This is a genomic window from Microlunatus endophyticus, assembly GCF_014646195.1.
Lineage (GTDB): Bacteria > Actinomycetota > Actinomycetes > Propionibacteriales > Propionibacteriaceae > Microlunatus > Microlunatus endophyticus.
Map to the genome: position 1 here is coordinate 92137 of NZ_BMMZ01000006.1, position 12274 is coordinate 104410.

Genomic DNA, 12274 nt, shown 5'->3' on the forward strand with positions numbered 1-12274 from the left:
CCAGACGGTAGCCCTGTCCCGGCCCGTTTTCCAGGGTTCTTCGGCATCTGATCGCCCGATGATCGCCTGATGATGGCCTGGTGATCGCCCGACCCCGCAGACAACAGCCTGACAGCCGACCAATAGCCTGGCCGGGTGACCTCAGCCCGCCAGGACGCGCCGTCGGGCGCGCAGCCGGACCCTGCTTCCGGCGGTGCGCCGGGGGCCGGTGCCGACTCCGGCCTGAACCGGCCGCTGGCGGTGCTGGCGGCGATCACCTTCTTCATGGAGAACCTGGACGGCACCATCATCGCCACCGCGGCGCCGGCGATCGCCCGCGACCTCGGCACCCAGCCGGTGGCGATCAACGCCGCCATGACCAGCTACCTGATCACACTGGCCGTCGGCATCCCGGTCTCCGGCTGGCTGACCGACCGCTTCGGGGCCCGGCGGGTCTTCATGCTCGCGATCGCGATCTTCACCCTGTCCTCGGCGTTGTGTGCGATGAGCCCGAATCTGGCCGTGCTGTGCCTGGTCCGGGTCGTCCAGGGCATCGGCGGCTCGATGATGGTTCCGGTCGGACGGCTGGTCGTGCTGCGGAACACCTCCAAGCGCAATCTGCTGGCGGCCACCGCCTATCTCACCTGGCCGGCGCTGCTGGCGCCGGTGATCGCGCCGACGCTGGGCGGCTGGCTGGCCAGCTACGCATCCTGGCACTGGATCTTCCTGATCAACATTCCGATCGGCATCGGCTGTTTCATCGCCGCCTGGATCCTGGTCACCGACCCGCCGGTCCCGACCGTGCCCCGGCTGGACTGGATCGGATTCGTGTTGTGCGGCGGCTCGCTGGCCGCACTGTTGCTCGGCCTGGAGCAGATCGGCGGCGGCGACCGGTCGACCAACTGGCTGCTGACCGCTGCCCTGCTGGTGCTGGCCGTGGTCCTGGGCATCGCCTTCTGGCGCGGCCTGAAACGCCGGGAGCATCCACTGCTCGACCTCGGCGCGATGCGGGTACCGACATTCCGGGTGGTCAACGCCAGCGGCATGGTGTACCGGCTGGTGATCTCGGCCGCACCGTTCCTGCTGCCCCTGATGTTCCAGATCGGCTACGGCTGGAGCGCGGCCCGGGCGGGCCTGATGGTGATGGCGCTGTTCGCCGGAAACGTGCTGATCAAGCCCGCCACCAGCCCGCTGATCCGTCGATTCGGTTTCAAGACCATCGTGGTCGGCAGTTCGCTGCTCGGCGGCGTCGTCTTCGCCGGCTGCGCGATGCTCACCCCGCAGTCGCCGGTCTGGGTAATGGTGCTGCTGCTCTTCGCCAGCGGCATGTTCCGCTCGATCGGCTTCAGCGGCTACAACTCGCTGCAGTTCGCCGACATCCCGGTCCCGCAGATGTCGGAGGCCAACACCCTGTCGTCGACCATCGGCCAGATCGCCGCCGGCCTCGGTGTCGCCTTCGGCGCCCTGGCGTTGCGGGGCGCGGACGGCATCCTGGCGGTCACCCATCCGCATGTCGGCCCCGAGGGCCCTTATCGGATCGCGTTCGCCATCCTGGCCGTGATCATGCTCTACCCCGTGCTCGAGGGCGGATTCGGACTGCATCGCAGGTCCGGCGCGGAGGTCGCTACCGGTCGCTGAGCCGCGCGGCTGTCCGCGGGCCGCTGTGGCGTACTGTCGCCGCGATCACCGCCGCTCCGACGACGTCCAGTCCCGCGACGCTGAGCGCCCGGGCGGCCTCGGTCAGACTCGATCCGGTGGTGACCAGGTCGTCCACGACAATCAGCCGTGCGGCTGCATCGGCGGACCCGGCCCGGCGCACGGCATAGGCGCCGGCGAGATTGGTGTGTCGTTCGGTCTCGGTCAGGTCGGACTGGTCGGCCAGCCGGCGCACCGGCCGCAGCAGTCGGACGACCCGGATCGGGTGGCCCCGCCGCTCCCGGTTGAGCCGAGCTGCCGCCGCGTGTGCGATCGCACCGGTCGCGTCTCGTCCCCGGGAGCGTACGGCCGCTGTGGAGGACGGCACCGGCACCAGCCGTACCTGTCCGGGCCCGGCCAGGTCCACCAGCGGTGCGAGCGATCTGGCCAGCCGCCGGCCCAGTGCCGGCGTCAACAGCCAGGCCTGGCGCTCCTTGTGGGCCGAGATCAGATTCCGCAGCAGCTCGTCGTACGGGCCGCCGGCCACCGTCGGCGGAAATCCGGCCGGACACGGTTCCGGCCTGGTGACGGACGGCTCCGGCTCCGCCAACAACGCACGGCACCCCGGGCACAGCCCGACCGCCGCCCGCCCGCAGCCCGGACAGGCGGCGCCGAGCAACAGGTCGCCGGCAACCGAGAACGCACGCTCGACTCGTCCGCCGTGGTCCATCGGCCCACTATGGCGCGCGACCAGCCCCTGATGCAGCGTGACCGGCGCAGCCTGTGGACAAGTTCGGGTCAGCGTGCTGGCCGGTCTCGGCAGGCTCGCACGCCGCCGCCAACGGGCTAGCCGGGATAGGCGGCGCTGGACAGACTGCCCGGCAACAGGCTCCACTGGTCGCCGCTGCGGTAGAGCCACGACTTCGCATTCCTGCCGGACACGACGGCGTGGTAGGCGCCGCTGCGGTCGACCGAGGTGGCCAGCGACGTCGCACCCCAGTTGTCGGAGGTGCCGACCCGCTCGAACTGGGAGCCGTCGATCTCCACCCCGTACGGCTCGAAGCTTGCGCCTTCGGAGGCGGCGCCGAGGATCAGCAACCGGGTCGCGGAGATCCAGCCCAGATCAGCCAGTTGCTGGACCTGGGTGGAGTCGCTGTCGGCGAGGTCGATGACGTGCAGGTCACCCAGCCGGACGGTGTCACCCCGGATGATCGGCGCGATCGCCAGCACATCGTGGTCACCGACCTGGGCGATCACCGCCATCCGGGTGCCGTCCGGCGAGATCTGGAAATTCACCAGCCGCTCCTTGGCGAGCCAGGGCGCGGGCACGATGGTCGGCTTGGTGCTGTTGCCGCGGAAGACCCGTACCACCTGGTGTTCCGGCGAGCCGCTGACCGCCCAGAGCTCGTTGAAGCGGGTGTAGTCGGGGCGCAGCAGCGACTGCTGGTTGTAGAGCAGCGTCCGGGTGCTGTTCGCGCCGGCCGACTGGCTGCGCAGCAGGTGTTGGTTGTCAGTGACCACGGCGACCGTCTTGGCATCGCCGGCGACGGCCAGGGAGTCGATGCTGGGGCCCTTCCGGCCGAGTGCCCCGGCCAGTGGCGTGGTCTGGGAACCGTCAGCCCGCACCGTGACCACGGCTTTGTCCTGGACCGCGAGCAGGTCGTCGCTGGTGCGTTCCGGGATCGGGCCGAACTGGGCGCCATAGCCGATCGGGACGTAGGCGCTGTCGCCCTTGCCGATCTGGCCCGGCACTTGCAGCATGCTGCCGTTGGCGGTCAGCCGGAAGCCCTTGGGAGTCGAGTCGTCGATCTGGCCGAGCGTCCAGGCGATCTGCGCCGACATCTGGGACAACTGCTCGTCCTTGAGCGAGGCGGCCTGTCTGCCGAGCGAGATCTGAGCGATGCCGTCGACCACCGGGACGCTGTTCAACGACGTCCGCGGGAAGGCTGTCGCCACTGCCGGCCGTAGGGCGTCGGTCGGGCCGCGGAGCAACGCCTGCAGCAATGCGCTCGCGGTCTGGCCGTCGATCGGCAGGTAGATCGGGTCAGGTACCAGGGTGCGGAACTGCGGGTCGAAGAAATACAGGTTGTACGAGGTGTAGGTCGCGCTGAAGCTGGTGTCGCTGATCAGCAGCCCGTCCGGCGGGTTGCTGATCCGCCACTGGCCCTTGGCGTCCTTCTGCATCGCGAAGTCCTGGGTCAGCGGACCGGAGGTGGCGTTGAAACTGCCGTCGGCACCGACCTGGCCGACCTTGCTCATGGAGAGCACGACATTGGTCTGGGTGCTGTCGTACTTCGGGTTGTTGTAGATCGTGATCTTGTCTTCGGGACGCCAGTGCGCACGGGCGCTGGTGGTCAGGAACTGCTTGGCGATCTGGTAGCCCGGCTGATAGCGGCTCATCGCCAGCAGGAAGCCGTCGATGATCACCCGCGGAGAGGCGTTCTGGACCGGGGGCTTGGGCACCACCTCGGGTCGGGAATTTCCTTGCCGGGTGCCCGAATCGGCCTGTTCGACGCTGCCGCTGGTGGGCACCGAGACGCAGCCGGCGAGCAGCAGGGCGGTGATCAGGGACCCGACCAGCAGCACCACTCGGCCGGGCCGGCGACCGATCAGCCGCGCGGTCATCGGAGATCCTCGGCTTCATTGCCGATCGCGCTGCCGGCAAGATCATGATCATGGTCGTGCAGTTGGGAACCCTGTTCGGGGGGAGCGGGCGGCAGGCCGGGCTGTTCGTCAGCGGGAGGCAGCGGCAGCGGCGAGATCAGATCCCGCGGTACCAGCGGCAGCGGTGACTGCTGCAGGATCGCACCGGCTCGTCGCGGCAGCGTGACCCGGAATTGTGCGCCACGGCCCGGCCGGCCCCAGGCGTTCAGCCAGCCGCCGTGCAGCCGGGTGTCCTCCATCGAGATCGACAGGCCGAGTCCGGTACCGCCGATCCGGCGCTCCCGCGACGGGTCGGCGCGCCAGAACCGGTGGAACACCTGCTTTGCCTGGGCCGCCTCGAACCCGACGCCATGATCACGGACGGCGATCGCGACCGCATCCTCGTCACTGGCCAGCAGGATGTCGATCGGCCGCGACTCACCGTGCTCGATCGCGTTGACCACCAGATTGCGCAGCACGCGCTCGATCCGGCGGCTGTCGATCTCCGCGGTGATCTCGCCGGGTGAATGCACCCGGATCTCGGTGTTGGACGAGGCCGCCAGTGATGCCGTACCTCCCAGCACCCGGTCGACCAGGTCGTTGATGTCGGTCTGGGCGGGCGCCAGTACGGCCGCGCCGGCGTCGAACCGGGAGATCTCCAGCAGGTCGGTCAACAGCGACTCGAAGCGATCGAGTTCGACCTGCAGCAGCTCCGCCGAGCGGGCAGCGACCGGGTCGAAGTCCTCGCGGGCCTCGTACAACATCTCGGCAGCCATCCGGACCGTCGTCAGCGGCGTCCGCAATTCGTGCGAGACATCGGTGACGAAGCGCTGCTGGACCCGGGACAACTCCTCCAGCTGGGTGATCTGCTTCTGCAGCTCCGACGCCATGTAGTTCATCGACAGGGCCAGCCGGGCAAGATCATCTTTGCCGCGTACGGTCATCCGATCCTCGAGGTTGCCCGAGGCCAGCCGTTCGGCGGCGCGGCGGGCGGCCCGGATCGGAGACACGACCTGGCGGGCGACCAGCCCGGCGATGAAGGTCAGCAGGAAGATCAGCACCGCTCCGGTGATCACCACCGCCTGCTGCAGCGACCGGAGGGTCTCCGCCTCCTGCTCCATCGGGAAGATCACGTACACCTGATAGCCCTCGGTGCCGGGCACCTGGAGGGTGGTGCCGAACGCCTCGCCGGGCACGTTCTGCCCACTCAGCGTGCGCACCTCGGTCGGTGCCTTCCACAGCCTGGTGTCGTTGGGCCGAGCCTGCACCCACTGGCGCAGATTCTGCGGGACGCTCGTCTCGGAAATGTCATTGCTGGACTTCTGGGTGCCCAGCTGCGACTCCACGATCACGTAGTAACCGCCGGTGCTGCCGCTCTTGTCCGAGATGTCGGTGAGGATGCCGGCCAGCGTGTCGTTGATGTTGGTATCGCTGTCGATGTTGAGCGCGTCGAGTTGGGCCTGCGCGGTCCGGACCGCGAAATTCGCCTGCCCGTTGGCCGCCTGGTCCTTGGCGTTGAGGACGCCGATCGCCGCCTGCTGCATGAGCAGGATCCCGCCCAGCACCATCACGATCACCGACGCGACGAAGGTCGTCGAGACGACCCGCAGCGGCAACGACCGCTGCCAAGCGTCGACCGGAAGCCGCCACCACCGGTGTCGGGGTTGCAGCGGGTCGATCAGCAGTTCCAGATGATCAGTCACATCGGGGCCGTCAGTCACAATGGGCCATCAGTCACAGCAGTTCTGTGCGCGTCCGAGATCAGGACGTCGTCTCGCCGGCCTTGTAGCCGATACCACGCACGGTGATGACAATCTCGGGGTGCTCCGGATCCTTCTCGATCTTCGAACGCAGCCGTTGCACATGGACGTTGACCAGTCGGGTGTCCGCGGCGTGCCGGTAGCCCCAGACCTGCTCCAGCAGCACCTCGCGGCTGAAGACCTGCCACGGCCGGCGCGCGAGCGCGAGCAACAGATCGAATTCCAGCGGCGTCAGCTGGATCGGCTGGCCGTTGCGCTTGACGCTGTGCCCGTCGACGCTGATCACCAGGTCGCCGATCCGCAGCGACTCGACGTCGGCGTCCTCCGGCGTGCGGCGCAACCGGGTCCGGATCCGCGCGACCAGTTCCTTGGCCTTGAACGGCTTGGCGACGTAGTCGTCGGCGCCCGCCTCGAGCCCGTTGACGACGTCGATGGTGTCCGATTTGGCGGTCAACATGATGATCGGTACGCCGGATTCGGCGCGCAGATCGCGGCAGACATCGACGCCGTCGCGGCCGGGCAGCATCAGGTCCAGCAGCACCAGATCGGGGCGGGCCTCGTGGAAGGTTGCCAACGCCTTGTCGCCGTTGGCACACCAGACCGGGTCGAAGCCCTCGTTGCGCAGCACGATCGACAACATCTCCGCCAGCGCCGCATCGTCGTCCACGACCAGGATCCGGGTCCGGCCGCGGGCATCGGTCGTACGTCCTGGCTCGGCAACCGCCGACGCGGACGATCCGTCGAAGTCCTGCACGCCAATACTCCTCTGCAGACGCTGCTTCGCCGCCGCCCGGTCGGCGGCGAGCGTGATTCATAGTAGGTCGTCCTTGCGCAAAACGGCGGCTGTCACGCGCCGAAGGGGTCCACGCCGATGTCGCGTGACGGTGATATATCTTGATATCAAGATACTTGGAGGAGAGTCGACCATGCCCCAGTGGGACCCCGGACATTACCTGCGCTACTCCGATGAGCGGTCCCGGCCGTTCTTCGACCTGACCGCCCGGATCGGCGCCGAGCAGCCTCGCACCGTGGTCGATCTCGGCTGTGGGCCGGGCCAGCTGACAGCCACCCTGGTCGAGCGCTGGCCGTCGGCGCAGGTGACCGGGTTCGACTCGTCGGAGCCGATGATCGACGCCGCCCGCCGGTACGAAGGCCCTCGACTGCGGTTCGTCCACCAGGACGTCCACGACTTCGCCCCCGATGAACCCGTCGACGTGATCATCAGCAACGCCATGCTGCAGTGGGTCGACGACCATCGCGAGGTGCTGCCGCGACTGGTCGAGGCGCTGGCCCCCGGCGGCTGGTTGGCCTTCCAGGTGCCGGGCAACCAGACCTCCCCCAGCCACGTGCTGTTGCACGAGCTCGGGCAGGATCCGCGGTTCGCCCAGTGGACCGGCGCGATCAACCGCCGGATCATGCCGCCGGCGGCCGAGTACCTGACCCAGCTCTCGCAGCTGGGGCTGGAGACCGACGCCTGGGAGACCACCTATCTGCACGTGCTGCCGGGCGACGACCCGGTCTACGACTGGGTGGCCGGCACCGGGGCGCGGCCGTACCTGCAAGCGCTTCCGGATGCGGAGCGGGAGATCTTCGTCCGCGAGTACAAGGAACGGGTGCGGGCGGCCTACCCGCGCCAGGATTTCGGCACCGTGCTCGGCTTCCGCCGGATCTTCGCGGTCGGCCGGCGCCCCTGATCGCCGTACAGAACAGGACGGGCCTTAACGGGACAGAATCACGTTGCCCCGGCATGGGAGGATTTCCGGGTGGCCGAAAACTGGTTCTCCGCCCCGGTCCTGTCCGACGCCGGCCTGATCGGCCCCGATGCCCGGCTCCGGTTGGAGCCGCTGACCCGCCACCACGCGGCAGCCTTCCTGACGGCAGCCGGTGATCACGGGGAACAAGTCTTCGAGCACCTCGGGTACTACCCACCGAAGTCGATCGACGACGCGCTCGCGACCATCGACAGGCTGAACGCCACCGAGGACCAAGTGCCGTACGCCCAGATCGTCGCCGCAACCGGCGAATTCGCCGGCACGACGTCCTTCTACGAGATCAATCCCGCCCTCCGCGCCCTGGCCATCGGCCACACCTGGATCGCCCATCCGTGGTGGCGGACCTGGCTGAACAGCACGTCCAAGTTGGTCATGCTCAGTCGCGCGTTCGACCGGCTCGGCGCCGAGCGGGTGGTCTGGCACACCGACATCCGCAACACCAGGTCGCAGGAGGCGATCGCCCGGCTCGGCGCACAGCGCGAGGGTGTGTTGCGGCACCACAAGATCCGCCGGGACGGCAGCTGGCGCGACACCGTGCAGTTCTCCATGCTGGTCGGGGAATGGCCCGAGATCCGCGCGCGTTTGATCAGCCGAGTGACGGAAGGAAGTCGATCATGAGCGATCAGATCATCGGCGACGGCGAGCCGGCACTGGCCCGGGATACAGCGGGCAGGCGCTACACGGCAACTCTGGACGGCGTCGTGGTCGGCCTGATCGACTACGACGAACGGCCCGGCACGGTGGTGTTCCTGCATACCGAGACCGATCCGGCCTACCAGGGTCGCGGACTGGCCGGCAAGCTGACGACCTACGCCCTCGACGACGTCCGGGCACGTAGCCTGTCGCTGGTCCCGGTCTGCAGCTACACCCAACACTTCCTGGTCGAGCACAGCCAGTACGCCGACCTGCTGGCCGAACCGTCGTCCTAGAGGCACCTGTCAACCACCTGTCAGGTCAGTATCCGAGCAGCCACAGCTCGTTGCCCTCGGGATCGGCGAGCCCACGCCGGGGCACGTCCACGGCACCGGGATCGAGACGGCGGCCGCCTGCGGCCAGGCCGGTGGCGAGCAGCGTGTCGAGCTGCTCGGCGGGGATCGACACCTCGAGGTGCAGGCGGTTGCGCTGCAGGACGCGGTCCGCGTCTGAGGTGTCCAGATCCTGGAAGAAGATCACCGGATTGAGCCGGCGCGGATCGTAGATGTCGGTCACCCACGGCCGGGGATCATTCCGGTAGCCGAGCACCGAGCGCCAGAACTCGCGGGCCGCCGGGATGTCGGCCACGTCGATCCCGATCTGGATGAAGCGGTACGGCGCCGGATCGCTAGCCAGACCGAGTTCCGCGGCGGCCTGCTGGATGCGCATCGCGAGCGCGACGAAGGCCGGATCCGCTCCGGTGGCGGTCTCCCACTGGTCCTTGCCGCTGTCGATCAGGACGCCATCGGGACGCAGATCCACCGATAGCGGCAGGCCAGCCGCGTCGGCGATCCCTGCGACCTCGGTCAGCAGCTGGACCGCCGCACCTGTCGCTGCCGGATAGAACGCCAGTGCACTGAACATCGCCTGCCAGTCGTCGGTCCCGGGCTCGGTCGACAACGGGCCGCCGGGACAGAGATCGACCTCGTTGCCGTCCGGATCGTCGAGCGCCACCTGGAAGGGTCCGTGCGGCTGCTGACCGACCGCGGTGCGGATCGCATCGACCGCAGCGGCCGGCCGGCCGACGTCCAGGTGCAGTCGGTTCCGCAGCGGTCGCGGCACGTCCAGTCGGGTGAACCGTACCGGCGGATCGCGGTGCAGCGGATCGGCCAGTCCTCCGCCCACCGACTGCCGGTAAGCGAGCACCTGCCGCCAGAACGTCCGGACTCCCTGACGGCCGCCGGAATCCTCAGCGTCGCCGGTCTGGATGACCAGGCCCAGCTCAGCCAGGGCCGCCGGATCGGTCCGGAGCCCGAGCGCTGCCGCGGTTGCCGAGATCGTGGTGGCCCGGTCCGGGTCCGGCCTGACGCGCACCCGCAGACCCCGCGGCCGGAGATCGAATTCCGGCAACTCTGCCGCCGGGATCGACGCCGCGATCCGGGCGATCAGCGCGGCCCCGGTCGCGTACGAGCCGGTCTCGAACCAGGCGGCGGCGTGGTCCCCGATCACCCGCCAGCCGGCGCCGCCCGCCGCCGCGAACGTCGCATCGGCTGCGCTTGCTCGGTCCATCACAACCTCCCTGATCGATTTCTCGCTCGACGCTAGAAGCCATTGCGGTCGATCCGCTTCCGAGTTGAACTCTGGTGTCGCGGCTCGGGCGGCACCACGCCGCGTCCGGACCGAGTGGTGCAACGATCCCGCATCGAGATGCCACCTGGAGTCCGGTCCGGCCCGTGATCGCTGGTATGTATGTCACTTCGTGACCCGCGAACAGAGCCCGATGTCGCCGTCCCACCGAATCCGCCGCCGTTCCCGCCTGCTGGCGAGGGTGCTGGTACCGGTGCTGATCCCGCTGGTCGTCGCCGGCTGCACCGGCAAGGATGGCAAGATCAATCTGCCCGGCAGGGCCGACACCACGGGTGCCGCTGACGCCGCCACCAAGCTCGCGGCGGCACTGTCGGCCAAGGACCTGTCGACGATCGCCTTCTCCGGCGGCGCGATCGGTGCGGCCGACCACTTCAAGAGCCTGATCGAGCCTCTGGGCTCGGCCAAGCTGACGGCCAAGGTCAGCGGCGACCCGACGGTCAAGGGCGACCAGTCCAGCAGCACGATCGCGATGAGCTGGCAGTTACCCGGAGCGGTGAAGCCGTGGACCTACGACGTCACGGCGAAATTCGCCAAGAGCGGCAAGACCTGGGAGCCGGTCTGGGCGTCCTCGCTGGTCGAGCCCGACCTGACCGACCGATCCGGCTTGGAGCTGACCCACACCCAGGCCGACCGCGGCGACATCCTCGGCGACGACGGAAAGCCGCTGGTCACCCTGCGCATCGTCGAGCGCGTCGGGATCGACAAGACGCGGGTCTCGGCGACCCAGGCGACGAAGTCGGCCGCCGAACTGGCCGACCTGCTCGACATCAACAGCAAGAACTACGTGAGTCTGGTCAAGGCCTCCGGGGCCAAGGCATTCGTGCCGGCGATCGTCTTCCGCAAGGACGATCCGCAGATCCCCGCCAAGTCCAAGATCGCCAAGATCAAGGGCGCGGCGATGTTGGAAGGCCACCAGATGCTCGGCCCGAGCAAGGACTTCGCCGCCCCGATCCTCGGCACGGTCGGCGAGGCGACCAAGGAGATCATCGACAAGTCCAAGGGCACGATCGCGGCGGGCGACCAAGTCGGCCTGAGCGGGCTGGAGTTGCGCTACGACAAGCAGCTCAGCGGCACGCCGGACATCTCGGTCAGCATCGAGCCGGCGTCGACGGCGAGTTCATCCTCGAGTTCATCCTCGGCGCCGAGCGCCTCTGCCTCGCCGTCTCCCAGCGCCGGGTCGAGTGCGAGCCCGTCAGCGGCACCCACCAAGGTGCTGTTCCACCAGAAGGCGGTTGCCGGCAAGGATCTCAAGATCAGCCTCGACCCGCAGCTGCAATCCACGGCCGAGGACATCCTGTCCGCCTCCGGCCCCGCCAGCGCGCTGGTGGCCATCAAGCCGTCGACCGGCCAGGTGGTCGCCGCCGCCGTTAACGACCAGGCCGACGGCCAGGATCTGGCGACCTACGGCCAGTATCCGCCAGGCTCCACCTTCAAGATCATCGATTCGCTGGCCCTGATCCGCAAGGGCGTCAAGCCCGACGACACCATGGCCTGTCCTGCCACGACAACCGTCGACGGTAGGAAATTCAAGAACGACCTGGATTATCCGAGCTCCGCGGTCGGTGACATCAGCTTCCGTACGGCGTTCGCCAACTCCTGCAACACCGCCTTCATCGGGCAGCGGGAGAAGGTGGACTCCGACGATCTCAACGCGGCCGGTGCGTCGCTGGGCTTCGGCACCGACTACGACGTCGGTTTCCCGGCCTACTTCGGGTCGATCCCCAAGCCCGCCTCGCAGACCGAGCGGGCCGCCGAGATGATCGGGCAGGGCAAGGTGCTCGGCTCTCCGCTGTCGATGGCGACAGTCGCGGCGTCTGTGCAGGCCGGTCACACGGTAATACCGAGCCTGGTCGAGGGCGGTCCGACGGTGAAGTCCAAGGGAGCTCCGCTGACGTCGTCGGAGGCCGCGCAGCTCCGGTCGCTGATGCACAGCGTGGTGACCGAGGGCACCGGTTCGGGACTGCAATCACTGCAGCCGCCGACCGTGATCGCCAAGACGGGCACCGCCGAGTACGGCACCGACACGCCGCCGAAGACCCATGCATGGATGGTCGGCGCCCGTGGTGATCTTGCTGTCGCGGTCTTCGTCAACGACGGGGACACCGGGGCCGGGACGGCCGGCCCGCTGTTGAAGAAGTTCCTGCTCCAGGGTTGATCGCGGGACCGGCCGAGCGGGCCTGTTCGCCCCGGGGCAGACCCGACCTG

General features: G+C 68.6%; 10 protein-coding genes. 5 read left to right on the top strand and 5 right to left on the bottom strand.

The annotated features are described in order from the left end of the window. The first annotated feature begins 135 nt into the window (after positions 1-135). Positions 136-1617, top strand: a complete 1482-nt coding sequence (locus IEY07_RS13225) for an MFS transporter (RefSeq protein ID WP_229670065.1) — start codon at positions 136-138, stop codon at positions 1615-1617. Here IEY07_RS13225 and IEY07_RS13230 read toward each other — a convergent pair. From IEY07_RS13230 to mtrA, 4 genes are all read right to left on the bottom strand, one after another. Beyond that, a complete protein-coding gene (locus IEY07_RS13230) occupies positions 1604-2344 on the bottom strand; it encodes a ComF family protein (RefSeq protein WP_188895861.1) in 741 nt (246 codons plus the stop codon). The genes IEY07_RS13225 and IEY07_RS13230 overlap by 14 nt on opposite strands. A 116-nt stretch (positions 2345-2460) precedes the next feature. Further along, the gene (locus IEY07_RS13235) at positions 2461-4239 is read right to left on the bottom strand and encodes an LpqB family beta-propeller domain-containing protein (RefSeq protein ID WP_188895862.1); all 1779 of its coding nucleotides are present in this window, start codon (positions 4237-4239) and stop codon (positions 2461-2463) included. Then, positions 4236-5960: an MtrAB system histidine kinase MtrB gene (mtrB, locus tag IEY07_RS13240; protein WP_229670066.1), complete on the bottom strand. Its 1725-nt coding sequence runs from the start codon at positions 5958-5960 to the stop codon at positions 4236-4238. The genes IEY07_RS13235 and mtrB overlap by 4 nt, the downstream gene beginning before the upstream one ends. Before the next feature lie 58 nt (positions 5961-6018). Then, a complete protein-coding gene (mtrA, locus tag IEY07_RS13245; protein WP_268239223.1) occupies positions 6019-6693 on the bottom strand; it encodes an MtrAB system response regulator MtrA in 675 nt (224 codons plus the stop codon). A gap of 250 nt (positions 6694-6943) precedes the next feature. On the opposite strand from mtrA, the gene IEY07_RS13250 reads away from it, so the two are divergent. The 3 genes from IEY07_RS13250 to IEY07_RS13260 all read left to right on the top strand — a co-directional run bounded on the left by IEY07_RS13250 (position 6944) and on the right by IEY07_RS13260 (position 8718). After that, positions 6944-7711 carry a methyltransferase domain-containing protein gene (locus IEY07_RS13250; RefSeq protein ID WP_188895863.1) on the top strand — a complete coding sequence of 256 codons (768 nt, stop codon included), beginning with the start codon at positions 6944-6946 and terminating at the stop codon, positions 7709-7711. Between the two features lie 69 nt (positions 7712-7780). Beyond that, positions 7781-8407, top strand: coding sequence for a GNAT family N-acetyltransferase (locus IEY07_RS13255; RefSeq protein WP_229670067.1), 627 nt, complete (start codon positions 7781-7783; stop codon positions 8405-8407). Beyond that, entirely contained in the window at positions 8404-8718 is a 315-nt protein-coding gene (locus IEY07_RS13260) for a GNAT family N-acetyltransferase (RefSeq protein ID WP_188895864.1), read from the top strand. The genes IEY07_RS13255 and IEY07_RS13260 overlap by 4 nt, the downstream gene beginning before the upstream one ends. 25 nt (positions 8719-8743) lie before the next feature. Here IEY07_RS13260 and IEY07_RS13265 read toward each other — a convergent pair whose 3' ends face one another. After that, complete coding sequence (locus tag IEY07_RS13265) at positions 8744-9991, bottom strand: VOC family protein (RefSeq protein WP_229670068.1); 1248 nt, start codon at positions 9989-9991, stop codon at positions 8744-8746. 190 nt (positions 9992-10181) lie between these two features. Between IEY07_RS13265 and IEY07_RS13270 the strand changes: the two genes are divergently transcribed. Continuing rightward, positions 10182-12224, top strand: coding sequence for a penicillin-binding transpeptidase domain-containing protein (locus IEY07_RS13270; RefSeq protein WP_188895865.1), 2043 nt, complete (start codon positions 10182-10184; stop codon positions 12222-12224). Positions 12225-12274 lie beyond the last annotated feature (50 nt).

Coding starts and splice junctions, on each gene's coding strand:
- IEY07_RS13260 (WP_188895864.1), top strand. CDS start 8,404: ATGAGCGATCAGATCATCGGCGACGGCGAGCCGGCACTGGCCCGGGAT.
- IEY07_RS13230 (WP_188895861.1), bottom strand. CDS start 2,344: ATGGACCACGGCGGACGAGTCGAGCGTGCGTTCTCGGTTGCCGGCGAC.
- IEY07_RS13265 (WP_229670068.1), bottom strand. CDS start 9,991: ATGGACCGAGCAAGCGCAGCCGATGCGACGTTCGCGGCGGCGGGCGGC.
- IEY07_RS13250 (WP_188895863.1), top strand. CDS start 6,944: ATGCCCCAGTGGGACCCCGGACATTACCTGCGCTACTCCGATGAGCGG.
- IEY07_RS13235 (WP_188895862.1), bottom strand. CDS start 4,239: ATGACCGCGCGGCTGATCGGTCGCCGGCCCGGCCGAGTGGTGCTGCTG.